Annotated in this window: 15 protein-coding genes and 1 pseudogene; 5 read left to right on the forward strand and 11 right to left on the reverse strand. The window is 63.6% G+C overall.

Translation table 11 applies throughout. The features are described from left to right. Positions 1 to 20 precede the first annotated feature (20 nt). The 4 genes from HB724_RS01080 to HB724_RS01095 form a co-directional block, all read right to left on the reverse strand. A complete protein-coding gene (locus tag HB724_RS01080; protein ID WP_213979054.1) occupies positions 21 to 1,265 on the reverse strand; it encodes a hypothetical protein in 1,245 nt (414 codons plus the stop codon). A gap of 116 nt (positions 1,266 to 1,381) precedes the next feature. Further along, entirely contained in the window at positions 1,382 to 4,405 is a 3,024-nt protein-coding gene (locus HB724_RS01085; RefSeq protein WP_213979055.1) for a TonB-dependent receptor, read from the reverse strand. Between the two features lie 93 nt (positions 4,406 to 4,498). Beyond that, positions 4,499 to 5,554, reverse strand: coding sequence for a FecR domain-containing protein (locus HB724_RS01090; protein ID WP_213979056.1), 1,056 nt, complete (start codon positions 5,552 to 5,554; stop codon positions 4,499 to 4,501). Further along, positions 5,532 to 6,125 carry an RNA polymerase sigma factor gene (locus HB724_RS01095; RefSeq protein ID WP_213979057.1) on the reverse strand — a complete coding sequence of 198 codons (594 nt, stop codon included), beginning with the start codon at positions 6,123 to 6,125 and terminating at the stop codon, positions 5,532 to 5,534. The genes HB724_RS01090 and HB724_RS01095 overlap by 23 nt, the downstream gene beginning before the upstream one ends. Positions 6,126 to 6,711: 586 nt before the next feature. Here HB724_RS01095 and cas9 point away from each other — a divergent pair. From cas9 to HB724_RS01115, 4 genes are all read left to right on the forward strand, one after another. After that, positions 6,712 to 7,221 carry a type II CRISPR RNA-guided endonuclease Cas9 gene (gene cas9, locus HB724_RS01100; RefSeq protein ID WP_256731232.1) on the forward strand — a complete coding sequence of 170 codons (510 nt, stop codon included), beginning with the start codon at positions 6,712 to 6,714 and terminating at the stop codon, positions 7,219 to 7,221. Between the two features lie 687 nt (positions 7,222 to 7,908). Then, complete coding sequence (locus HB724_RS01105) at positions 7,909 to 9,654, forward strand: M20/M25/M40 family metallo-hydrolase (RefSeq protein WP_213979058.1); 1,746 nt, start codon at positions 7,909 to 7,911, stop codon at positions 9,652 to 9,654. Positions 9,655 to 9,910: 256 nt separating this feature from the next. Continuing rightward, on the forward strand, positions 9,911 to 11,797 hold the full coding sequence (locus HB724_RS01110) for a CocE/NonD family hydrolase (RefSeq protein WP_213979059.1): 1,887 nt from the start codon (positions 9,911 to 9,913) through the stop codon (positions 11,795 to 11,797). 36 nt (positions 11,798 to 11,833) lie between these two features. Further along, positions 11,834 to 14,746 carry a TonB-dependent receptor gene (locus HB724_RS01115; protein ID WP_213979060.1) on the forward strand — a complete coding sequence of 971 codons (2,913 nt, stop codon included), beginning with the start codon at positions 11,834 to 11,836 and terminating at the stop codon, positions 14,744 to 14,746. Between the two features lie 116 nt (positions 14,747 to 14,862). On the opposite strand, the gene HB724_RS01120 is transcribed toward HB724_RS01115, so the two are convergent. Continuing rightward, positions 14,863 to 16,914, reverse strand: coding sequence for a M28 family peptidase (locus HB724_RS01120; protein ID WP_213979061.1), 2,052 nt, complete (start codon positions 16,912 to 16,914; stop codon positions 14,863 to 14,865). A gap of 464 nt (positions 16,915 to 17,378) precedes the next feature. Here HB724_RS01120 and HB724_RS01125 point away from each other — a divergent pair. Further along, positions 17,379 to 18,505 (forward strand): IS3 family transposase gene (locus HB724_RS01125; protein ID WP_346344641.1). Its coding sequence is split into 2 segments (ribosomal slippage): positions 17,379 to 17,637 and positions 17,637 to 18,505, totalling 1,128 coding nucleotides; the frame shifts between segments, so codons are not numbered across the junction. A 26-nt stretch (positions 18,506 to 18,531) separates the two neighbouring features. Here HB724_RS01125 and HB724_RS20315 read toward each other — a convergent pair. From HB724_RS20315 to HB724_RS01155, 6 genes and pseudogenes are all read right to left on the reverse strand, one after another. Further along, a pseudogene (locus HB724_RS20315) lies at positions 18,532 to 18,792 on the reverse strand (tyrosine-type recombinase/integrase); the annotation flags it as partial. Between the two features lie 234 nt (positions 18,793 to 19,026). Next, positions 19,027 to 20,673: a YbaL family putative K(+) efflux transporter gene (gene ybaL / locus HB724_RS01130; protein WP_213979063.1), complete on the reverse strand. Its 1,647-nt coding sequence runs from the start codon at positions 20,671 to 20,673 to the stop codon at positions 19,027 to 19,029. Positions 20,674 to 20,978: 305 nt separating this feature from the next. After that, positions 20,979 to 21,407: a hypothetical protein gene (locus HB724_RS01135; protein WP_213979064.1), complete on the reverse strand. Its 429-nt coding sequence runs from the start codon at positions 21,405 to 21,407 to the stop codon at positions 20,979 to 20,981. 111 nt (positions 21,408 to 21,518) lie between these two features. Then, a complete protein-coding gene (locus tag HB724_RS01140; protein ID WP_256731233.1) occupies positions 21,519 to 22,862 on the reverse strand; it encodes a glycoside hydrolase family 130 protein in 1,344 nt (447 codons plus the stop codon). A gap of 350 nt (positions 22,863 to 23,212) precedes the next feature. Continuing rightward, positions 23,213 to 23,416 (reverse strand): hypothetical protein, encoded by a 204-nt coding sequence (locus HB724_RS20320; protein ID WP_256731234.1) that lies wholly within the window; start codon positions 23,414 to 23,416, stop codon positions 23,213 to 23,215. 114 nt (positions 23,417 to 23,530) lie between these two features. After that, positions 23,531 to 24,502: a calcium/sodium antiporter gene (locus HB724_RS01155; protein ID WP_213979066.1), complete on the reverse strand. Its 972-nt coding sequence runs from the start codon at positions 24,500 to 24,502 to the stop codon at positions 23,531 to 23,533. Positions 24,503 to 24,512: the final 10 nt, after the last annotated feature.

The raw sequence follows: 24,512 nt of genomic DNA on the forward strand, positions 1-24,512 counted from the left end.
TTCTTGCCGATCGCACGGCGTCACGCGATGAAGGGCGTGCTGAGGATCGTGCCCGCCGCCTCGGACAGCGCCGCGCCCGTGCCGGTTTCCGTGCCCAGGCCGAAATAGAAGCGCCCCTGGAACAGCGCGAAAGACCTGGCGAACGTGGGGGCGACGAAGGTGGCCACCACCGTCCCGCCCTTGAGCGCGCGGTCGAAGCGCGTGACGGAGACGCGATGCTGGCTCCCCTCTTCCCGGGACGAAAGGCAGTAGAGCCGGCCGCCCTCGACGAGAATGTCGCGAGGCTGCTCGGACGGCGGCAACGGGAGCCGGCGCGCCTTCTCGGCCGATGTCGCCGCATAAAGGCCGATCGGCAGCCACTGATGATCGTTATGCTGCCAGCCGCCGATATAGGCCGTTTCCCGGCCGAGCCTGGCCCAGCGCTCGACCAGCCCGACCTGATCGCCGCTGGCCGGCGTTTCCGGAAACAGCGAGGACAGGTGACCGAACGCGAGAGGCTGGAAGCCGTTTTGCGCGGGATCGAAGCGGAAGAGCGTCGCGATGCGCGGGTGGGCGTCGCCCTGAGCGCGCGCCATCGGGGCAGTGGTGCTCGCATAGAGCGCGTCCCCGATCTCGAACAGCGTCCAGAACCGGCCGACCACCTGAGTCTGCTGGCCGAGCACGGTCGCGATCCTGCCGGACGGGATCGTCGGTTCGGCCAGCGCCGGATTGGGGACCAGCGCCGCGGGCTTCCAGCTCTCCGCGTCGTCCTCCGATATCCAGGCGGAGATCGGCTGGCCGTAAGCGCCGCCGGCCGCGATCAGGCGCCCGGCATAGTGCCGGATGTCGTAGACATGGATCCCGCGAGGGATATTCCGCAGCTTGCTCCACGCGCCGTTGGCGCGACGATAGAGGTTGCCATAGGACCAGTCGTCGCGAGGATCATGTCCCGGAACGAACAGGACGTCGCCCACCGGATAGAAGCGCGCGATCTGCTCCTCGTTGACGGTATATTCCTCGACGAAGCTTCGGCCGTCGAACGACAGGATCGGAACGGGGCCCGCATTGGACGAGGGGCCGAAGTTCGAGCTGTTCCCCGCGCCCAGATAGAGCCGGCCGTCGAATACCTGCATCGTCCAGACGTTGCGCGCGTAGGTGGCGTCGGGCCAACGCTGCTTGAACGGTGTTCCGACGATGTCGGGCTTCACCTCCTGCCGCGCGGCCGCCGCCCGGACGGGCGCGAACGAAGTCAACGCGGCGGCAACCATAAAGTCTCTACGCTTCATTGATACTCTCCGGATTCTGGGAGCCGGACGCATGCGGAAATGCGCGGCCGGGCAGGATGCGTGGGGGCAGGCGCCGCTCCCCGATCGATCCGGGGAACGGCGCCTTTTCCCACCGCCTAGAGCTGGAACCGGATCCCGGCCCGGAAGGCGCGGCCCGTGTCGGAATAGGTGCGGTTGTACCCGAACTGCGCGGAGCTGAATCCCGGCCCGTCGGCCGAAGGTATCGGCGAGCGATTGGCGATATTGGTCATGACGAAGAACGCCTCGACTCCGCCCGCGATGCCATGGCTCACGGACGCGTCGACATAGAAGGCGCCATCCACATGGTTGTTGTTGATCGTGTTGGTCCCGCTCGGGCAATCCGTGCTGCACTGGACGAAGGTGGCGTCATGTACGCCGGAGCTGATACCCCGCCCGGTCAGCGACACGTCGAACGACCCCTTGCTGTACGCGAGATCGACAAGATAGCGATATCGCGGGGCGCCGCCTTCCCTGAGGCTGGAATTGAAGATGCCGGTCAGCCCGCTTTCGCTTCCGTTCTTGAGATTGAGCGTGCCGAGCGCCCGGATCGAGACCAGCCCCGACCCCAGCGAGGACGCGACATCGGACAGGCGAAGCCGGTAGCTCGCCTCGACGTCGACGCCCCTCGCCCAGAACAGATCGAGGTTCACGGGCCGCACATAGATATATTTGATCTTGCCGTCGGCGCCGCGAACGATGTTGTCGCACAGATCCTGGTCGCCCTTGAAGCACTGGTCGACCGTCGAGCTGCTCGACGCAGTCGTGATCGCGTCGCGGATCTTCACGTCCCAATAGTCCGCCGACAGGGACAGGCCAGGAATGGCTCGCGGCGTGACGACGGCGCCGAAGGTGATCGTGTCGGCCTTCTCCGGCCGTATCGTCGGATTTCCCGTCGTGACCTGCTGTACCGTATAGGTCTGCCCGTCCAGGAACGGATCGGAAGCGACGGCGGAACCCGTGGAGCCGGCGGCGAACAACTCGGACAGGTTGCCCGCGCGGATGTCCCGCGATCGCGTGAACCGGATCTTCAGGTCGTCGATCGGCGCGAAGGTGACGCCGGTCTTCCAGGTCGTGACGAAGCCGGAGGAGCTGTAATCGGTGGCGCGCACGGCGCCGTTGAAGTCGAGCGACTTGAAGACCGTGTCCTTGAGGAGCGGGACGACGATCTCCAGGAACCCCTCCTTCACGTTCACGGAGCCCTGGATGGGCTTGTAGTTGGCGTTGCCGAAGCCATCGGCCAGGCCGATAGGATTGGCGGTGCCCTCAGCCTGGTCGCGGCGATATTCGACGCCCGTGGCGAACGACACCGGGCCGGCCCATGTCGAAAAGGGCTCCCCACGCAACGTTCCGGCGAAACCATCCTGGTGGATCGTCTGGCGCACCCAGTCGTCGCTCATGAAATACTGGACGGCCGCGCTGCTGTTCACGCCGGTGCCGAACGGATTGTAGGGGACGCATCCGTTGCCGGGGTCGGTCAGCGTCGAGCGGCAGACGATCGAGCCGTTAGGCCCGTGGACGGCATCGAGCGCCTTGGTGAAATTCGCGCTGATCGGCACCAGCACGTCCTGGCCGATCTTGCTGATGCTCCGATAGCCCGAAACCTCCCAGCTGAAATCCTTCCCGAACAGGCCGAACGATCCGCTGGCGCCAAGGAGATACTGGTAGAGCGAATGGTCGCTGGAATATTCCCGCTTGCCGAGGTCCGCGTTCGACGAGCCGATGCTGAGCGTCTTCAATCCGAGCTCGTCCATGCGCGCGCCGATGCTGTCGGGCAGGAAGGCGTTCCCGCGCTGGATGGTGTTGGTCCCGATCGTCGGCGGCGCGGCCGATGTCACATAGGAGCGGGTGAAGATGAACTGCCCGAAGACCTGGACCCTGTCGCTCACGTCGAAGCTGGCGCGCGCAAAGGCGTTCTGGCGGGAATTGGCGTTCAGGAAAGACTGGGTGTTCTTCGACCAGTCGGTATATTGCCAGTCGCCGCCGACAAAGGTGTCCGAAGTGAGAAGCGTGCCGTAGTTGAGCTGCCCCGGCGTGCCGTTCGGCCCGAAATACACGCCGCGGAGCGGACCCGTGGTCACGACCCCGCCCGGCGTTATCGATGCATAGCCGACATGATCGAGCGAGAGGTATCGCGGCTGGCCGTTGGTCGACGTCCAGTTGGGATTGGCGAACGTCCTGTACCCCGTGTACCAGGAGCGCGGCAGGCCATCGATGCCATCGATGTAGGAATGCTCGACGCTCAGCAGGATGTGGCCGCGATCGCCGGCGAACTTGGCCCCGACGCCGAGCGAGACGGAGTAGTTCGTCCGGTCGCCCTCGGTGGTGGCCCCTCCCTGGATCTTGCCCTTGATGCCGGTGAAGTCCTTGTCGAGGACGAAGTTCACGACGCCGGCATCGGCATCCGATCCCCATGCGGCGGAGGCGCCGCCGGTCACCACGTCGACCCGCTTGATGAAGGCGTTGGGGACGACGTTGATATCGACGATCGAGCCGTTGACGGTCGCGGCGGGCAGGCGCCGGCCGTCGAGCAGAACCAGCGTGCGGCTCGAACCCAGGTTGCGCAGGTTCAGCGAGTTGACGCCCGTATAGCCCGAGCTCGTGGTTCCCGTGTTCTGCGCCGGAGAATTGCCCGCGCCGACGCCCGGTAACATGGTGACGACGTCGGCGATGTTCTCGGGCGCTTTCCGGCGGATCTCCTCCTCGCCCAGCACGGTCGTCGGCGTGGGGGCGTCGTAACCGTTGCGGACGATGCGCGTCCCGGTGACCTGGATCTCGGCCGCCGGTTCTTCAGCGGACGCGCTTTGATCGGACGAGACGCCCAGAATGGCGACTCCCGCGTCGAAGGACCGGACGGTGAGGCCGGTCTGGGCGAGAAGCCGGTCGAGCGCCTCGCGCGTATCCAGATTCCCCTGGACGGCGTTCGTCGTGCGTCCGTCGGTATCCCGGCTGGCGACGATCACGCGGATGCCGGCCTGGCGCGCGAACGCGATGACGCCGCTCGATGCGGATTGCGCCGGAACATTGAAGCTGCGGGTTTGCGCCTGCGCCGCAGCGGGAAGGGATATGGCGACGGCAAGCGCCGCCATGGAAGAAATCGACCAGCAAAAACGTGCGTTCATTTAGGTTTCCCCGCCATTTGATGCGTTCAACCTGATTGACGGGGATCATCAGTATTTCGGTCAGGAAGAATAAATTAATGTTTCTTGGCAGTTTTATTTACTTTTTATTACAATAACCCTGCCCGCGCGCTCGATCCTTCCGCCCGACAGGACGGCCGCAGCCTGCGCGAACTGCTCGACGTCATTCGCGCCGAACAGACCGACGATCCGCGTCTCTCCGATCGCCGGATCCGCGATGACGATCTTGGTGCTGTTGACGCGGTTGAAACGGATTACGGCCGATTTGATCGGCACATTGTCGAGGGAGATCTGGGCCAGATCGGGCGGCGGCAGCGATACGGCGGCGGCCGTTCTGGAAGCGGCGGGCTGCGGCTGCCCCAGATCGAGCGTCACCGCGTCGCCGGCATGGAGCAGAACCGCTTGGTCGCGCTCGTCTCGCGACCAGACCAGCACGCTTCCCCGCGCCACCGCCACCCTTCCGCCGGTCTGGCCGACCCGGCTGACGGAGTAGACGGTTCCCGTTGCCTGCGCATAGACATCGCCGGATCGCACCACGAAGGGCCGCGCCTTGTCCTTCGCGACCTGGAAGGTGGCTTCGCCGCTCAGCAGGATGACCCTGCGGAAATTGGCGGACAGCTCGACTTCCAGCTTCCCGTTGTGACGCAGGGTCGCCACCGAGCCGTCCTGGAGCATCACGACCTTCTCGTCCGCGGCGAGCTCGCCCGATCTGAAGGGCGCCATGACGGGCACGCCGACCACCGCCAGCGCCGCCACGGACGCGGCCAGCGCGGCGCCCACCGCGACGGTCCTTCCGCCCCACCGGAAAAACCCTTTCCGCAAAGGTGCATGCGCATGTGCTACATCGGCGCGGCCGCCGGCTGCATCATGGTCGCCATTGTCATTGTCGGACGAGGAAATCGCAGGGGCCGGCATCGGAGACGGCGCGGCGGGCCGCGCTTCGACCACCGCTTCCTCCATTACATGCAGCGCCGCGCGGACCCGTGCGAAAGCGCCCCGATGGCGAGGGTCGACCGCCAGCCAGGCATCCAATTCGGCGCGGCTTTCCGGCGACATGTCCCCATAGGCCGCCTCCACCGCCCAATGGGCGGCCTGATCGTCGATGCTGTTAGAGAGACCGGGAGGTGTCAATCGCTTCCGCCTTTTGCTCGATAGTCTCTTGCGCATCGCCGCTCAGATGCGCGTCCTGCGCCGCCAATACCTTCAGGACTCGTTGCACGCCTCGCACGAGATGGTTCCGTATGACGTCCTCGCTCACTCCCAGGCGCTGAGCCGCCTCCCTCTGCGATACACCTTCGATCCGCCGCAATTCGATAGCCTTGCGGCAGGTTTCAGACAATTCCGAGAGCAGCCCGTTGACGCGATCGAGTTCCTGGGCCGCCGCCATCGCCCGATCCGCCAGCGGCTCATTATCCATGACGTTCAACCATTCGTTTTCAGTCACGGAAGTGAAGTTAATTACACCGGAACGGCGCATTATGTCCGCTGCCACGGTCTGGGCGGTCCGGTAGAAATAGGCCATCGGGCTGCGGATGTGATCGACGGAGGTCAGGCTGGCGATGCGGCAATAGGCTTCCTGGATCACGTCATTCGCATCGACGACATGCCCCCAGCGGCGCGAAAGCCAGGTCCGGACAGCGCGTTCGTGCGGAAGGATCTCCCTGCCGATCCAAGCCGAGATGGCGTCGTGCTCGTCATCCATTCGATACCAGCCGTCCGTGATCCGCTGAATTGCCGCCGGCCGAATCGGCAAGGGGCACAGGAGGGCTTCCCAGAGACGCTCCGCGTGAAATATTGATGACGCTCGACCCAGGCCGGTGCCGAACGGTCGCACAACCGCGTGCGCCCTCTCTTCACATACCTCAATACGCTCATCCTAGAACCAGGACCGTTTGCGATCGAAATAGACCTTTCCCATACCAGCGGTGATCTCGGCGTCGTTCTGGACGATGCGGAGCAGTCGAGCCGTGGCAGGATGCGCAGGCGTACCGGCCTCGGCTGAGACGCTCGCGGGAAAGCCGCTGTCCTCGCTAGCATATTACGGCCCGGTATATTTGTGCGCGTACGAGATGCGCGTGCCGCGGTGATTGTAGAAGATACTGGCGTCGGCGGTGCTGAACGCCGTGCGCGATCTGACGATCGGTCGCCCGGCTGGGGCATGTTTCGGTGGAGCTGAGTGGGTATCGACTGAGGCGGGTGGCTTAGTTATCCGCTCAACAAAAAAGCCAGCGCCGTAGCGCTGGCTTTATCTGGCGCAGACTAGCTGCGTCGCGCTCGAGCGGCACATCATGCCTGGCACCGGCGAGCCTTCCGATCCGGAGGAGATGCGCGTCGGCCGGCTGACCAACCCGACCGTCCATATCGGGCTCAACCAGCTCCGCCGGGTCGTCAACCGGCTGATCCGCACCTATGGTCCACCGGCCGAGATCGCGATCGAGCTGGCGCGCGAGCTGAAGCTCACTGACGAGGACAAGAAGCGGCTCAATCGCGAGAACAACGACAACCGGCTCGCTGCCGAACGCCGATCGGAGAAGCTGGCCGCGATCGGCCAGCCGGACACCGGCGCCAACCGCGCGTTGCTGAAGCTGTGGGAGGAACTGAATCCGGGCAACGTCCTAGATCGGCGCTGTATCTATACCGGACAGCAGATCTCGATCGAGATGCTGTTCTCCAGCGCGGTCGATGTCGATCACATCCTGCCCTTCGCGGACACGCTGGACGACGGCGTCTCCAACAAGATCGTGTGCATGCGGGAGGCGAACCGGATCAAACGCAAGCGCTCGGCACCGGCATGCTGACGCTCTCCGGCGCGAACAGCTATGCCGCATGCCTGGGGCTCGATCGATCCGGTCAGCGAAATGACGCTGTCCGGCACGAGCAGCAGCTTCGACGTGATCGGCGCGCAGCTTTCGTGGAACAGCGCGACCATGGCAGTCAACGGCAGGCTGCACCTTTCCCAGGGCCTGACCGTGTCGGTCGGTTATGAGAGACAAATCGGTTCCCTCCAACCAATCGAATGCCGTGAAGGGAGCGATCGGCCTGCCCTTCTAAAGAATGTCTTGATCGAACGTGAACCCCGGCGCTGCCGAAGCAGACCGGGGCTAGCTTTCAAACCGGACTTCAGGTTCATCTCGACCAACTGCCGGTGGAGCGCGATGCTTTGGGTGCGTGGGTCTATGGACTCGTGGTCAAAGCGATTCTCGAATCGCCTAGACTGGCAGCTTCCGGCACGGCTGCGCCGATAGGCGCCGTTCTCGAGCCCATTGTGGCCTTGGCAATTATCGAGCTATGTCAAGCGCATCAGAAGTGGCACCAATTTCCGCACGCTATTCTATCCGAGGTGCAATTTTGAAAAGAAAGAGGAATCTCGGAGAAGCAGGGATTTCTCATTCCTCCTGCCTTGCGAGCTAGGCCTTTGCCTGCCAATTTCGGCTTTCATGCAAAGTGTCCGTCGCACCCGGTCCGAACACGAGGGGGAAGCAACTTTGAAGCGTCGCTATCTGGCTACGGCCGCATTATTATCGATCTGCCACATCGCCAGTGGGGCTGCGCAGCCCGCCCAACCGCAACAGGCGACGGAAGCGGCGCTTTCTCCCGCAGAGGTTCGGACCCGGATTGAGGCAAAAGTTGCGGCCGATTCCCGGATTATGGCCCTGCTTCATCAAATAACCGATGTGCATGGCCCGCGCCTGACCGGCTCACCGCAACTTCGGGCGGCGCAGGATTGGGCGGCCGAAATCCTGAAGAGCTGGGAACTTCAGGATGTCCACCTCGAGCCCTGGGACTTCGGGCACCAGGGCTGGAGCAACGAGTTGACGGAGGCGAGCGTCGTTGCGCCTTACCAGGCTCCGATCAACGCCCGCGCACTGCCATGGAGTCCGTCGACCGCAGGTCTGGTCACGACGAACGCCGTCCTGCTTCTTCCGCCAGGCCTTGGCGCGGTTTCGGGGCGCAGCGCGGCATCGTCTCCCGATCCCGCAAGCTGGGCCAAACCAACGCCTCGCGCTCCCGTCGCGATGCCGACCCTCGCGGAACTGACGGCATATCTGAACAGCATGAAAAGCAAGGTCCGCGGAGCCGCGGTGCTGGTCGGCCGCGCGGCGACGCCGTCGCATGATTTCACGCCTGCCCCCTTACGGCGGAGCGATGCGGAGTTGTTGGCGTTCGCAAGCGGAGCCCGCCCGGGAAGGCGATCGCCTGAACCCGTGACGCCGCCGCAGCCAGGCCGGCTTTCGCCAGACGAGGTCGACAATATCGTCGCCAAATTCCTGCTGGATAACGGCGCGGCTGCGCGCATCGTCGATAGCGGCGAGCCGCAGGAGGCGATGCGGGTGCAAAGCGTCAACAGCTATGGCGAGGTGCGTCAGGTGCCCGCGGTGATGATCGCCAACGCCGATTATGGCCGGATCGCCCGCGTGTTGGAAGATGACATGCCGGTGCAGCTTCGCCTGAACGTCCGCAACCGCTACCATCCGCAAGGCCGCACGAACTACAACGTCCTCGCCGAACTCCCCGGAACGGACAAAGCCGACGAAGTCGTGATGCTGGGCGGCCATTTCGACAGTTGGGCCGCCGGCACCGGTGCCACGGACAATGCCGCCGGTTCGGCGGTCATGATGGAAGCGCTCCGGCTGCTCAAGGCCAGCGGCATGCGCCCCCGGCGCACCATCCGCCTCGCCCTATGGTCGGGGGAGGAACAGGGCATCTTTGGCTCGCAAGCCTATGTTGCCGAGCATTTCGGCAGTGCTGAACATCCCAAGCCGGATTTCGCCAAGTTCGCAGGCTATGTGAACCTCGATTCCGGTACTGGTATTCCGCGAGGCGCCACCGTGTTCGGGCCGCCTGATGCTGCAGCGTTCGTCGCGAATACGATGGCGAGTTTCAGGGATTGGGGCTTCACCACCGCGATCGCATCAAGCGCGCGCATGCTCGGGGGATCGGACAACGGATCCTTCGCGGTCGCCGGATTGCCGGCGATCGGCCTTCTCCAGGATCCGTTCGGCTATGGTGCATTCACCCACCACACCAATTTCGACACGTACGAAAAACTATACGAGCCCGATCTTCGCAACGCCGCGATCGAAGTTGCGGTGCTGGTCTATATGCTCGCCACCAGCGACGATGCCCTGTCGCGCTTCCAAGCCGGAGCGATGCCTATGCCGGGGCCCGTCTCGCCCTCGCCGGCGCGCCTGCAACCCGAAACGCGCGGTACGGGGCAGGACCGGGAATAGGAAGCGCCGTCGCATTGCTCCGGCACCGGCTGTGCGGGAACGCATCACCCGGCAGGGTTAACGGCAAGTTGAACATAGCCGCCAAAAAGCAAGAAAATTCCCAAAAGTCCGGCAGAAGCAATTCAAAATATTCAAGTGCGCCTTTTTGAATATTAAATTATAATATTTGGCGCCCACCCCTTGACATTGCACGGATGATCCCTCCCCCTTAGAGGCACAGCGTCGTCATGACGTATAGCCACAGGGGGAGCATATTATGCTGCGAGCTATTTCGCGGTGTGTGCTGGTGTGCGCGCTGGTGACCCAGCCTGTTTTTGCGCAGGATGTTTCCAACTATAGCCCGGAGGCGATGGAGCGCGAGATGGCGCGCGTTGCCGTGTCGCGACTGGCAGTGCTGGTGCCGATGCGCGACGGCGTCCGATTGTCGACCAACATCTTCATGCCCCGGGACGCCAAGGGGCCGCTCCCCACCATCCTGTGGAAGACGCCGTACAACGAGCACAAGCTGCGCGGCTCGACCCAGCGCTACGCGCTGGAGGCGGTGAGCCGCGGTTATGTGTTCATCGTCCAGAACGAGCGCGGCCGCTATTTCTCCGAGGGCAAGTACGAAATCCTCGGAAAGCCGCAGACCGACGGCTACGACACGCTCACCTGGATCGCCAAGCAGGACTGGTCGAACGGCAAGGTCGGCACGCTCGGCTGTTCGTCCTCGGCCGAGTGGCAGCTCGCGCTAGCCGGGATGAAGCATCCCGCGCACGCGGCGATGGTGCCGATGTCGTCGGGCGCCGGCATCGGCAAGGTCGGACGGTTCCAGGAGCAGGGCAACTGGTACACCGGCGGCGTGCCGCGCAACCTGTTCTTCGTCTGGCTCTACGGGGTCGACAATCCGCTACGCGCCGAGCTTCCCCACGATCTCGACGAGAAGATGCGCGTGCACGTCGCCCAGTATAACGATCTCAACGCCACCAAGCCCAAGGTCGACTGGAACAAGCAGATCTGGCACCTGCCGGTCGATCAGATGCTGTCGAGCCTCGGCGAGCCGCCGGCGACGTTCGAAGCGTTCATCGATCGCACGCCGGCCGATCCGGGCTGGCGGAAAGGCGGGCTCTACCATGAGGATATGGGCTGGGGCGTGCCCGCGCTGTGGTTCAACACGTGGTACGACGTGTCGATCGGGCCGAACCTCGAGCTGTTCAACCATGCCCGCAAGGCCGGCAGCACCGCCACCGTGCGCGAGAACCAGTACAACGTGATCGCGCCGATGCCGCATTGCCAGTATAACCGGATGGGCCCGGACACCGTCGTCGGCCAGCGTCCGATGGGCGATACCAGCTTCGACGTCGACGGCACGATCTTCAACTGGTTCGATCGCTGGCTGAAGGGCGACGTCGCCAAGTTCCCCGACAACACGCCGCACGTCCGCTACTATGCGATGGGCGAGAACAAGTGGAAAGCGACCGCGTCCTGGCCGCCCGCGGGCGCCAAGCCGATGCGCTTCTACCTGCGCAGCGAGGGTGCGGCGAACAGCCTGTGGGGCAATGGCCGGCTGGACACAGCGGCGCCCGGCAAAGAGCCCGCCGATCGCTTCCGCTACGATCCGCTCAATCCGGTGCCGACCGTCGGCGGCGGCGACTGCTGCAATGGCGGGATCGTAGTCCCCGGAGCGTTCGACCAGCGCGGGGTCGAGGCGCGCAACGACGTGCTGGTCTACACCAGCGAGCCGCTCAAGGCCCCGATCGAGGTGAGCGGCTTCATCGACGCGGCGCTGAGCGTGTCGTCGAGCGCGAAGGACACCGACTTCGCGGTCAAGATCGTCGACGTCGCGCCTGACGGAACCGCCTGGATCATCGGCGACACGATCATGCGCGCGCGCTACCGCGCCGGCTACGACAAGCCGGCGATGATGGAAGCGGGCAAGACCTATACGATAAAGCCGACGCCGATCGCGACCAGCATCCAGTTCCAGGCCGGGCATCGCATCCGCGTCGAGGTCACCTCGTCGAACTTTCCCAAGTTCGTCCGCAATCTGAATACCGGCGGGCCCAATGAGAGCGAGAGCAAGGGCGTGGTGGCGGAGAACGCCGTCCATCACGACGGCGCCAATCTCTCCTACATCGACCTGCCTGTCGTTGATCCACGTTGAGGGGCTCATGGTGTAACAAACGGGAGGAAATATTTGATGGCCAAACGGTTTAGAAGCTACCGACGGCTCGCATTCGATTCGGGCGCAGCATCCCTGGCTCTCATTGCCACCTTCATCGCGACACCCGGTTTCGCGCAAAGCGCACAAAGCGCTGACAAGCCCGCATCCGACGATCCCGGGGGGGGCCAGGAGATCGTCGTTACCGGCACGCTGTTCCGCCGCGCCACCGAAACGGAGACGGCCTCGCCCGTCACCCTGCTCTCCTCCGAAACCCTGGCCAAGGCCGGCATCACCGATATCACCGAAGCGGTCCGCTCGATCGCCGCGGACGGCGCCGGTTCTCTCTCCACCAATTTCGGCAGCTTCGCCGGCGGCGGTGCGACGGTGTCGCTGCGCAATGTCGGCGCGTCCTCGACGCTCACCCTGATCGACGGCCTGCGTTCGGCGAATTACCCGATCAACGACGACGGCCATATCACCTTCGTCGACCTGAACTCGATCCCGTTCAGTGCGGTGCAGGAGGTACAGGTGCTGAAGGACGGCGCCTCCTCGCTCTATGGCGCCGACGCGATCGGCGGCGTGGTCAACGTCATCCTGAAAAAGCGGTTCAACGGCCTTGCCGGCGCAGTGGAAGGCGGCGCGACGCAGCGCGGCGACGGTGCGCATTATCGCGCCAATATGACGGCCGGCTTCGGCGACTATGCGTCGCAGGGATGGAACTTCTACCTCAATGGCGAATATCAGTCGGACGGCCGCATCTCCAACAATGACGCCGGTTTCCCGTACAATACCAAGGATCTGACCTCGATCGGCGGCAATGACGGGAACCCCGCCGACAACAATCTGGCTACCCCTACCGTCAACGCCCTGGTGCGCCGCGCCACCCAGACCGATCTCGCCGATCCTTTCCGGGGCGCGAATCCGACGGGCACCTACACCCTGCTCGGCGGCACCGCCGCCTGCGCCAACGGCACGTTCACCGTGACGGGAGCCGCGGGCGGAACCGGCTGCAAGCACAACAATCTCGATGAGTATGGCCAGATACAGCCAAAGCAGGAGCGCTATTCGACTACGGCGCGCTTCAGCGCCCGGCTGGCCGACAACATCGAATTCCACGCGGTGGGCAGCTATGCGCGCAGCATGGTCGACTACATAGGTGCGCCCACCAACATCGCCCAGGTGCAGCCCTATCGCGGTCTTGAATCGGATAATTCGTCGAACATCGTGCTGCCGGTCTATATCTGTTCGTCGGGCGTGAACTGCGCGGCAGCAGCGGATCGCCAGCTCAATCCGAACAATCCCTACGCGGCCGCCTATGCCGCCAATCCGGCGAGCGGCGCGGCCCGCCTCTATTATCTGTTCGGCGACATCGAGACCGGCACCCACCGCGTCAATGAGGTTCTTCGCGGCAATATCGGTCTGGAAGGATCGTTCGGCGAAGGCTGGAACTGGAAGGCGGATGTCGTCGCCGCAAAGGATACGCTCGATATCGACCAGCGCGGCGTTCTCGACATCGCCGGATTGCGGCAGGCGATCAACACCGGCGCTTATAATTTCGTCAATCCGAACCTGAACACGCAGGCTGTGCGTGACATGGTGGCGCCGGAATATTCGCAGAAGTCCTGGTTCTCGATGTTTTCGTTCGATGCCTCGATCGCCAAGGCAGTCACCGATCTGCCTGGCGGCCCGCTGCAGGTCGCCGTCGGCGGTCAGGTCCGCCGCGAGGTACAGAACAACCCGGGCCCCAATCCGGACCTGGACAAGTTCACCAGCACCGCCGCAGCTTTCGGCAAGCACACGGTGACGGCCGGCTTCTTCGAAGTCTCCGCGCCGATCCTGGAGACGGTCGAAATCACCGGGTCCGGCCGTTACGATAATTATTCGGAGGGTTTCAGCGCATTCTCGCCCAAGATCGGTGCAACGTTCAAACCGTTCCAGCAGTTGATGCTTCGCGGCACATGGTCGCGCGGTTTCCGCGCGCCGAGCTTTGCCGAGCGCGATCCGGACTCAGGGTTCTCCGGCGGCTATACCATCGCCCTGCCCCAGGCCTATATCGATGCGCATGGCGGCGCGAATTCGGCCTATGTGACCGCGAGCCGGAGCGCTCGGGGTGGTTTCGCGGGCAATGCCAATCTCAAGCCGGAGAAATCCCGCAGCTTCACCTTGGGCGCCGTTGTCGAGCCGGTGAAGGGGTTGAGCTTCACGGTGGATTATTACAACATCAAGAAGACCGACGTCATCGTCATGGCGGGCGAGATCGGTGACGCGTTTCTGGCCTATTACAACCAGCAGCCGCTGCCCCAGGGCTATTTGCTGCTGGCAGTGGCCGATCCCGACCCGGACTTTCCGGACGCGTTGCCGCGCGCGCTCCTGATCAGTGGGCCCTATGCCAATGGCGCAAACGAGCTTTCAACCGGTCTAGACGTGTCGGCGACGGCTCAGGTCAAGCTGGCCGACAAGATCCGGTGGAACAGCACGATCAATTCGACCTATGTGTTCGAATACAGCACCACGCTCGCAAATGGTAAGTACATGACCTTTGCCGGCACCCGGGGCCCCGCGGTGCTGTCTTCGGGGTCGGGCACGCCGAAATGGCGCGCGAATTGGCAGAACAGTCTGGAGCTTGACCGGCTGACCCTGTCGGCCACAACCTACTTCATAGACCGTATCAAGAACGTCGCTGCGGACGCCGGCACGGCGGATCTGTCCTGCGACGGCAACATCTACGGAACCGGCGAGAATTTCTGCTATATCAAGCGGTTCCTCTACACGGACGTGAATGCGTCGTTCAAGGTCAACGACGATTTCACTTTCTACGTCATTGTCGGCAACGTCACCAACGCCAGGGCTCCGATCGCGCCTTCGATGGGAAGCAACTATCTGACGAGTTGGCATGCCGCCGGCGTCAATGGCCGCACCTTCCGCGCAGGCGCCCGGTTCGGCTTTTGATCCGGAACGAGCGGACGATACAGGGCGAGCCTTCGGGCTCGCCCTTTTTCATTCGGCCGGGGCAAGGCCGCACCGCTCACCCGGCCCTCGCCGGATGCGCGACGGAATATTCGAACCTACTTCCTGGTCAGCGTTATCAGGCCGGCAGCCTCGCGCGCCTTCAGCGTGGCCATCAGATCGGCCAGCGGCAGCGGCGTGAATTCGCCGGACAGGAAGTCGCGGATCTGCAGGACAGTCATGTTGCCGCGCGCCACCAGGATCTGGAACTCGGCCATATATTCGTCGGGCAGGTTCGGCCCCGGTGCCGGTGAGCCACGCGTCCCGGGTGCGGGCGCCTTCGGACCGGGCTTGACCATGATAGCAGCGGCCTCGCGCTCTTCCGGGGTCACTACCGGCTCCGAGGCTCCGATACCATGCTGGGCAGCTTCCATCTGGAAGGTCGCCTGGGCTTCAGCCAGCAGCGCCTCGGCGCGCTTGTCGATCAGCGAAGCGATCGCCGCCGTCTTCTTTTTGCCAGCGGGGACGTCAGTCCACATGACGTTGGCCGAGCGGACCACAGCCTTCTCGATCTCCGCCTGATGGCGGATCGCGTTCCGGGCTTCCCGATAGGCCATGGGAAGCCCCGCATCGCCGGCATCGGTGATGTAACCCAGGCCCTTGACCTGCGCTTCGCCCATGCGACCAGTACCTCGGGCGAGATTCTCGGCCACGACCTTGGCGGCCATGGCGTCGGTGCCGGTGGACAACGCCACCAACCCGCCCAAGCCCACGACCGCGGCGCGCTTGTACTGCGTCGGATCTTGCTTGTCCGGCGTATCCTCGGACGAGTGATACCACATGTCCGGCCAGGTAATGAACATGACCGCGGGGATGCCGTGCTGCATGTAGGTCACATGGTCGGAAGAGCCGTAATGCTTGTCGATCTTGATGTAGAAGGCGTCCTTCGAGCCGTGCGGCGATTCCACCGGCTGGGTCGGCGCGTAGCCGCTGAACGAGCGGCGGAAGCGCACGCGTTCGCGGGTAATGTCGGAGACATACTCCATCATGCTCTGGGCGATGTCGTTCAGGTACGACGGAAAACTGTCCGGCGTGCGCTGCAGAACCCAGTAGCTGCGGCTTGCGGAAACGCGGATGGCCTCCATGTCGAAGTTCAGCGTCCCGATCATCGCCTTCGCCTTGTCGGGGTACTTGTTCAGATAGGCATTGGTGCCGGAAATCTCGGGCACGAACTGGAAATTGATGGTCCGCTTGGGCGGCGGCAGCTTTCCTTCCTTGATCAGCTTGATGTAGGCGCGGCCCACCTCCAGCGTCATCGCGCAGCCCGAATTGTCGTCATTCGCGCCCTGCTTGACGAGCCCTTCGAACAGGTGACAGCTGATGCCCACTTCCTGGCTAGTCGAGCCATCGCCCGGAATCTCGGCATGGACATATTCGCTGCGGCCGGAAACCTCGGTGCTCTTGGTGACGGAGCGGATAGTCAGCTTCTCGCCACGCGCGATCAGGGATTCGAGATAGCCGCGCACCTCTGGCGTAACCGACCAGGCGACCGTGCCGGGCTTGGCGACTACCGTCGACCACATGATCTGGCGGGGATAGTCGATCGCCCTTTGCGGACTGTTGGCAACGATCCCAAGCACACCCAGCGCACCGCGTGCAATGGCCAGATTGTAGACCTGACCGGTGTTGCCGGACGTCAGCACGAACTTGCCTTTCACGTCCTTGCCGTCGAAATCCTCCAGCCGACCGGCGCCCAGGTTGATCAGTTCGCCGCTGAGATCGCCATTGGCGTTCTGCGACGCGAGGCTGAGCGCCACATCATGGATGTCGAACAGCTTCACGTTCTTGGGCGTGGTCATCCAGAGCTCGCCGACCGTCGGCTGAAAGGTCTTCGCGTCATCGTTGAATGTCTCCACCGTGACGTTGGCGAAGCCATAGTCCTTTGCGAAGTCCGCGACGACGCGGGTTTCACGGAACTGCTTGTCGTAATCGCTCGGCAGACGCACGAACTGATAGGGAACCAGCTCCAGCACATGCTGCATCGCGCGGTCGCCCGACACTTCGTTGATGATCGAGGTCATCTGCTCCTGGGTGAGCAGGGTCCGGTCTTCCCGCTCCTGCGCGGAGGCAACGCGCGGCAGCGCGCCGAGCGTCAGGGCAAGGCCCAGCAATACGGTTCGATTGACTCGCACGATGCAATATCTCCCCCTTGCACCCTCGCCGCGAAGGCGCTCTCAGTCGATCCAGCCATCCTCCGCCGGGTTCCCACTTCGCAGATGAGGACATCATCTTTTCTGCAGTGTTACTAGGCCGGCAATCTCGCGCGCTTTCAGCGTGGCCACCAGATCCGACAGCGGCGTAAATTAGCCCCCGACAGGAAATCGCGGATCTGCAGAATAGACAACATAGCTACTGACCGCCCAGCCGAAGCGCTACCGGTTCTCAGATAGTCCTCTATAGGGTCAGTAAGAACCCAGCCCTTCTGCGGGTTTCGGGAAATGGTGCGCTTGCAGGACTCGATCCATTCTCATAGTAATTTGATTCTACATAATCGTTTGTAGCCCGACACCGCGTGACGTGCTCCCCGGAAACTCCTCCAGTTTGATGTAGAGTCCACTTCGAGAAGGAGTGCGACGTGAAGAAGAGCAGGTTTACCGAGGAGCAGATCATCGCGATCTTGCGGGAGCAGGAGGTTGGAGCGACGACGGCGGATGTGTGCCGCAAGCATGGCGTGAGCACCGCGACGTTCTACAAGTGGAAGGCCACCTATGGCGGCATGGACGTGTCACAGGCGCGCAAGCTGAAGGTGCTGGAGGACGAGAATGCGAAGCTAAAGAAGCTTCTGGCCGAAGCGATCCTCGATAATGCTGTGCTGAAGGAAGTTGCCTCAAAAAACTGGTGAAGCCTGTCGCTCAGCGCAAGGCTGTCGAGCATGTTCGGCAGCTCTTTGCGATCAGCGAGCGTCGGGCCTGTGCCATCCTGTCGGTGGATCGGACGTCGATGCGCTATGCGCATCGGCGATCTGATGATGGCGACCTTCGGTCGCGGCTTCGCGAGATCGCGCTGGAACGAAGTCGGTTCGGCTGTCGGCGGCTCGGGATCATGTTGGCGCGTGAAGGCATCGTCATGAACAACAAGAAGCTGCTGCGGCTCTATCGTGAGGAGAACCTGCGTGTGCGGCGTCGACGTGGACGCAAGCGGGCAATGGGCACGCGAGCGCCGATGACGCTGCCGCAGGCACCCAACCAGCGCTGGAGCCTCGACTTCGTCAGCAACACTCTGGCCTGCGGCCGGCGGTTCCGCATGCTTGCCGTGGTCGACGACTTCACCCGTGAGTGCCTGGCGCTCGTGGCGGACACCTCGCTGTCAGGCGCCCGGGTCGGTCGAGAGCTCGACGCTATCATCGCAGCTCGCGGCAAGCCGCTGATGATCGTCAGTGACAACGGCACCGAACTGACCAGCCTGGCGATCCTGAGGTGGGCACAGGATCGACCGATCGAATGGCATTACATCGCTCCCGGCAAGCCTCAGCAGAATGGCTATGTGGAGAGCTTCAATGGTCGCTTGCGCGACGAGTGCCTCAACGAAACGCTGTTCGCATCGCTCGGCCATGCTCGATCAGTGCTGAGAAACTGGCGCGACGATTACAACCATGTGCGGCCGCATAGCGGGATAGGCGGGCTGACGCCCGCCGATGCTGCCAGGCGACTTGTGCAACCCCGCCCAGATGGGCACCATGACAACCTCGGACTCTACTTATGAGTGGGGGAATTTTGGGGAGCACGTCACCGGGACAACGGCACGGCGTGAGGCTGCTTCATCTTCATACGCTCAGCCGGCACACGCCAGACCTTGTCCGCGAAGTCGATCTCGCTTCATTTCGCCTGGCGCAGTTCGCCGGGTCGCAGGAAGACATGGGGTGCCAGTCGCAGGGCAAAGAGCGTCTCGGGCCGCCCCTTATAATCCTCGATCGCTCACAGTAGCTCTCCGACCTTCTTGGGGTCGACGATCGCGGCGTGATGCTTGACCTTCGGGACCGTCAACGCCCCAGCGCTCCGGCCGGCCTGAGGTCCAGCATCGGGCCGGCGAGCGACGAAGGCGGACGCGGTCTGTCGAAGCATCGACAGGGCAAAGGCCCGCGCAGAACCGGCAAGGCCGCCTTAGGTCGCTATCGAAATGATATCGGTTCTCCTGGATTCGCGGCCACCGCTCAGCAGGACGTTGATCCGATCCAACGGCTGCCCGTTGCAGACAGTACCGGCCTAATCAGAGTAAACGAGACGCTAGGCGGCGTTGCTGGCAGGTGCCATTGTCGCCGAAAGCTCCAGCATTCTGTTGGCCGTTTCGCGCTCGCCCATCACGACGTGATCGACGCCGACGCTTTCGAGACGCGCGACTTCCTCCATCGAATGCGCGCGTGCGATCACGGGGAGCTCCGGGTTGAGGATGCGCGCATGCTGTAGAATGGCACCTCCCTCGAATCCGGCGGGAATCGCGATCAGCAGCTTGCTCGCCGTCCCGATGCCGGCAGCAACCAGAGTGCGCGCCTCGAGCGCATTACCCTCGATAACGTTCATCCCGTCTTCGCGGGCCAGCCGCACCGTATCCCCCTGGTCCTCGATCACGACGAAGGCCTTGTTCCGGCGCTTCAGCTCGCCGGCGATCATGCTGCCGACGCGGCCGTAGCCGACCAGGATGATATGCCCAGGGGGCAGATCCACAGGCTTGATCAAGCCTCGCTCCGGCTCATGCTCCTCATGCCGTCCGGCGATCCAGGCGAAGAGGAAGGGATTGACGAAGATGGAAATCATCGCGCCCGCCAGGACCACGTCGTGAGCCGTCGAGGGCAGTATTCCCAGCTCGGCTCCGAGCCCCGCGAGGATGAAGGAGAACTCGCCGATCTGCGCCAGGCTGGCAGCCACGGTGAGGCCCGTCTGCCGCGGATAGCCGAAGGCGCGGACGATGCCATATGCCGCCAGCGACTTGCCGAAAAGGATGATTACCACCGTTGCCAGGAGCACGAGCGGCTGCTGAACGATCACGGCCGGATTGAACAGCATCCCCACCGACACGAAGAAGAGAACGGCGAAGGCGTCGCGCAGCGGCAGCGTCTCTTCGGTCGCACGTCGGCTGAGCGGTGTCTCGCCAAGGATCATGCCCGCGAAGAAGGCGCCCAGTGCGAAGGATACGTCGAACGCGAGCGCCGCGCCGAAGGCAACGCCCAGGGCAATCACCAGCACTGCCAGACGGAACAGTTCGCGCGAGCCCGTGCTTACCACCCATTGCAGGGTCCAGGGGATCACGCGACGGCCGACGATCAGCATCAGTGCGATAAAGCCCGCGACCTTGAGAAAGGTGAACAGGAGCGGTTGCAGGATCGCCGCACCTCCCTGTCCGGCACCTGCCATGATGCCCGCCAGCACCGGCAGCAACACAAGCGCAAGCACCATCGCCAGATCCTCGACGATGAGCCAGCCCACCGCGATCCGCCCTCTCTCCGTCTGTACGATATCGTGGCCCTGGAGCGCGCGCAGCAGTACGACCGTGCTCGCCACCGACAGGGACAGACCGAAGACGAAGCCGGCGAGCAGGCCCCAGCCGACCAGCCAAGCCAGGCCCATGCCCAGCAGGGTGGCTGCGGCGATCTGCACGATCGCGCCCGGAACGGCGATCTTGCGGACGGAAAGCAGGTCGCGCAACGAGAAGTGCAGCCCGACGCCGAACATCAGCAGGATCACGCCGATCTCCGCCAGTTCGTTCGCGATTCCGGCGTGGGCGACGAATCCGGGGGTGAAGGGGCCTACCATTACCCCGGCGAGCAGATAACCTGCGATAGGCGACACTTTCAGTCGATGCGCGAGTGCCCCGAGCACGAAGGCAACGAACAGCCCCGCGACAATGGTGGCGATCAGCGGCGTATGATGCGGCATCGAATCTCCAGTTCGATTGTGCCGGGAAAGCCGGCCGCCAAGGAAGCAGCCGGCTCCCGCGACGGATCAGGACGAAGCGGATCCAGCGACTGCGGCCAACACGCCGGCGGCACCCGCAATCCCGGCCCAGAGAGCCAGGGCGAACCACCAGGGCGGTCGCTTGTTCATTCTCTTCTTCATGGAACCCTCCATGGGCCGCACGCATGTCTGCGGCCGCTCTCATCAGGGCGAGAAGCAAGCGACGACAGACCGAGACGCGACCTGCCGCCGCAGGTCCAAAGGCACGCATAGACGCGCCGGGCAGGTCAGACGATCGGAGGCTCGCGTGCGTGGCGCAGTCTCGCCAACGCCTGGGCATGGAGGATCGATGCTTCGACTCCGGTGCCGCCGGGCTGCACCAATACCGGCAAGATCGGCAATGGGCCGGTCGCCACCGCGAATCCGGAAAAGAGCATAACAGGAGGGTCATGCCAGCGTTCGGCCGGATCGCGCGCGATCCCTTGCTTTACGACGAATCGTTCCGGCCCATTCGCGCGAAGGGCGACGCTTGTCGTGGCCGGATTGAAAGCTGATCCCTGCGACGTCGTATGCGGCAACCCCGCCGGCATCACCGCACAGAACAGCACGGTCAGCACGAAGACCCATGCCGTCGCAGCCGAGCAGAACGACCTCAGGAGCCGCTCAAGCTGCGGCCCGGGAGCGCTGCAGCGCATGGTGGTGATACGACGCGCCATGCCGAAATTACCCTATCAGGCTCCGGTCACTCGGTAAACCAAAGGCCTAACCTGCAGTTAGCGCTTGAACCGGTCGGAAGGGCGAAGAATGGGCAGCAAATCAATCGGCGTCTATTCCATCGTGCCGAACAGTCGCTCCAACGGCATCGTCGCAAAGGCCGTGAAGGAGTCGGCGACGCCGTAGGGCAACAGAAGCGTCCGTTCGACGACCATTGCGCCGCAGCTATAGGCGACATTGGGCACATAGCCATCGCGGGTGGCCGGACTCGGACGTATCAGCGGGCGCGTCGAGCGCGCGATCACCTTCGATGGATTCGCCTTGTCGAGCAGACACGCACCAAGACAATAGTTCCGAACCGCGCCGACACCATGGGTAATGAACAACCACCCCTCATCGACTTCGATCGGGGAACCACAATTGCCCATCTGCACGAACTCCCACGGCCAGCGTGGTGAAACGATGATATCGCCGCTGTCCCAATTATAGAGATCGTTCGATTTGAGCAGCCAGATATTCTCATGGTCGTGCCTGCCGAGCATGGCGTAGTGACCTGAGATTCTTCGCGGAAACAGCGCCATGCCCTTGGTAGCGCTGAGCTTCCCGCGCAATGCATTCAGTTCGAATGTCACGAAGTCAGCCGTTCGCAGCAATTCCTGCCGCACCGTATCGCCGCCAAAGGCGGTGTAGGTGCCCAGATAGACGGAGTGCCCGTCTTCTTCGGTAAACCGGACGAGCCTCAGATCCTCGATCCCATGCCGCTGATGGAAGCTGATGGGGAAGATGACGACCTGCGACAGATCCTGGCATCCGGCATAGACCAGCCTGAGTCCGGGGTCGTCTGCCGCGCCGCCGGGGATGTGTTCGATGGTGGGCGAGATCGCCCATGGGCTCGCCGGATTGACGACGAATCCTTCCGGACAGGTGAACTCGCCGGTCCGGAAGATGATCGAGGAGACATGGCCCTCGCCGACGCCGCGCAACGAGAGGATGAAGCGCACGGCGCCGGCCTCTAGCCCCGACTGATCGGGATGCGCGACGATGCTTGGATTGAACAGCGCCACCGCTTCGAAGGAATATTCTTCGACGAAATAGGCCGCGACGAGCAGCGCCTGATCGGAGCTGACGCTGCGAGGCCCGACAACCGGCTCGACCATGTCATAGAAGCGCCGCCGGAGCACGCGCTCGACATCGTGGTGACGGCCTGCAAGGCTGGAGATGACCCGGTCGAGCTCGCTTCGCAAATCCTCCTCGGCGAGGCCGAGAACTCGCTCCAGAATGCGCCCGACGCGGGTCCGGGCAGGTGAATCACCGCCACCATTTTCTGCCGGGACGAAGGGCCGAAGGACCACCCGGTCAGGTTCGGGACGAAGGAACAGCGTGTGGTCGGTGACGGGAACCTGTTCCTCGGTCACCTTGCCAGGCACGGATCCGGACTCACTCTTGCGAGCCATCATTCCATCAGCATCCCTGCTTCGTCACCGTTCGCCTGAAAACGATCCCATCAGCATCGCGGCGTTTTCCCCCAAACTGCACTTCCGTCGCATGCAGCGGGACGGAATCGTTCGTGCGTCCGTCGATCACGTTCCCCTGAACCACGGCATCGGTCTGTAGGTAGACTCCCCATCTCGATCGCCGAATTGTCACAGCGCATGGAAATGCGCAGGGTTTTCTGGACCTCGCGCTAAGTAACATCACCAATTCCGCTCCGGACGGCTTCGCAGAAGAACTGCAGAATGCCTTGGTACATGATCCGCCTCGACCTCGCGCGCACGCGCGAATTTCCGGAAGGTTCGCGCGAGCGTTGCTATCTGCTGCGCGTGCCACTCGACGAACAGCAGATCATCGACAGCGCAGCGGTGCGCGCCGCGCCCGAGCGCGCGACGGTGCTGCGCTCCTGGCCCGATGAGCCCGAGCTCAACGGCTTCTCGTCCACAAAAACAAGGGCTGGGCCTTTTCCTATGCGCCGGGCGATGCCGATGACGAGCCGTTGTTCCACCTTGAGGCGCATCCGCTGCGGATCGGCGAATATGTCACCGTCACCGAGCGTGACGGCACGCCGCTCGCGTTCGAGATCTCATCGTGCGAGGAACTCGAACCCGTCTGAGCCGCCGGCGGAATCCCGTCATGTCCGGGCCGCGATCAGATAGGCCAGATAGGCGGCATAGGCCGAGACGAACAACGCACCTTCGAGGCGAGTGACCCGGCGGCCGCTGATGAATACCGGCACGCAGAGGAGCGCCACCGCGGTCATCAACGGGATATCGATGAGGATCAGCGCCCGCCCCACCTGGATTCCCGAATCCGGCACGATGCAGGTGACGCCCAGGATGAACAGGATGTTGTAGACGCTGCTGCCGAGCAGGTTGCCGATCGCGATGTCGCGCGCGTTGCGGAACGTCGAGACGATCGTCGTGGCCAGCTCCGGCGCAGACGTGCCGATGGCGACGATGGTGAGGCCGATAAAGGCGTCGGAGACTCCCCATTGCCGCGCCAGCGCCACCGCGCCGTCCACCAGCCAGTCCGCACCGATCACGATCACGACGATTCCGGCCACGAGTCCGCCGAGGCTCAGCAGCGTCTCGGGGACGGGTGTCGGATCCGGCTCCACCCCGAATTCGTCGGTGAAGGCCGCCTTGACGCTGTGGCCCTCGCGGCGTGCGACGCGGAGGAGCGTCGCGGTATACGCCAGGCCGGATGCGGTCAGGATGATCCCCTCTGTCCGCGTGAGGGTGCCGTCCCAGGCCATCGCCATCAGCATCAGCGACGCGATGACCATCATCGGCAGATCGAGCCGGATTGTCTGCATCCGGATCGCCAGCGGCCGGATGAGCGCGCTCATTCCCAGGATCAGCAGGATGTTGACGATGTTGGTGCCGGCGATGTTGCCGACCGCAAGATCGCTCTCGCCCCGCAACGCCGCGTCGATCCCGACCGCGAGTTCGGGCGTGCTGGTGCCGATCGCGACGATGGTGAGGCCGACGACGAGCGGCGGGACACCGAGCCGCGCGGCGACGCGCGTGCCGCCCCGCACCACAAGCTCGGCCCCGACGATCAGCAGGACGAGGCCGATGGCACACCAGACCAGCGCCGTCATCGCGGCGACC

Origin of the sequence: Sphingomonas sp. dw_22 (assembly GCF_018449795.1) — a bacterium.
In the GTDB taxonomy this organism is placed as follows: domain Bacteria; phylum Pseudomonadota; class Alphaproteobacteria; order Sphingomonadales; family Sphingomonadaceae; genus Sphingomonas.

What these genes read in the sequence shown, in the direction of transcription:
- HB724_RS01085 (WP_213979055.1), bottom strand. Translation starts at nt 4,405, where the DNA reads ATGAACGCACGTTTTTGCTGGTCGATTTCTTCCATGGCGGCGCTTGCC.
- HB724_RS01140 (WP_256731233.1), bottom strand. Translation starts at nt 22,862, where the DNA reads ATGATGGCTCGCAAGAGTGAGTCCGGATCCGTGCCTGGCAAGGTGACC.
- ybaL (WP_213979063.1), bottom strand. Translation starts at nt 20,673, where the DNA reads ATGCCGCATCATACGCCGCTGATCGCCACCATTGTCGCGGGGCTGTTC.
- HB724_RS01135 (WP_213979064.1), bottom strand. Translation starts at nt 21,407, where the DNA reads ATGGCGCGTCGTATCACCACCATGCGCTGCAGCGCTCCCGGGCCGCAG.
- HB724_RS01155 (WP_213979066.1), bottom strand. Translation starts at nt 24,502, where the DNA reads ATGACGGCGCTGGTCTGGTGTGCCATCGGCCTCGTCCTGCTGATCGTC.
- HB724_RS20320 (WP_256731234.1), bottom strand. Translation starts at nt 23,416, where the DNA reads ATGCGCCTCAAGGTGGAACAACGGCTCGTCATCGGCATCGCCCGGCGC.
- HB724_RS01080 (WP_213979054.1), bottom strand. Translation starts at nt 1,265, where the DNA reads ATGAAGCGTAGAGACTTTATGGTTGCCGCCGCGTTGACTTCGTTCGCG.
- HB724_RS01095 (WP_213979057.1), bottom strand. Translation starts at nt 6,125, where the DNA reads ATGGATGACGAGCACGACGCCATCTCGGCTTGGATCGGCAGGGAGATC.
- cas9 (WP_256731232.1), top strand. Translation starts at nt 6,712, where the DNA reads ATGCCTGGCACCGGCGAGCCTTCCGATCCGGAGGAGATGCGCGTCGGC.
- HB724_RS01115 (WP_213979060.1), top strand. Translation starts at nt 11,834, where the DNA reads ATGGCCAAACGGTTTAGAAGCTACCGACGGCTCGCATTCGATTCGGGC.
- HB724_RS01110 (WP_213979059.1), top strand. Translation starts at nt 9,911, where the DNA reads ATGCTGCGAGCTATTTCGCGGTGTGTGCTGGTGTGCGCGCTGGTGACC.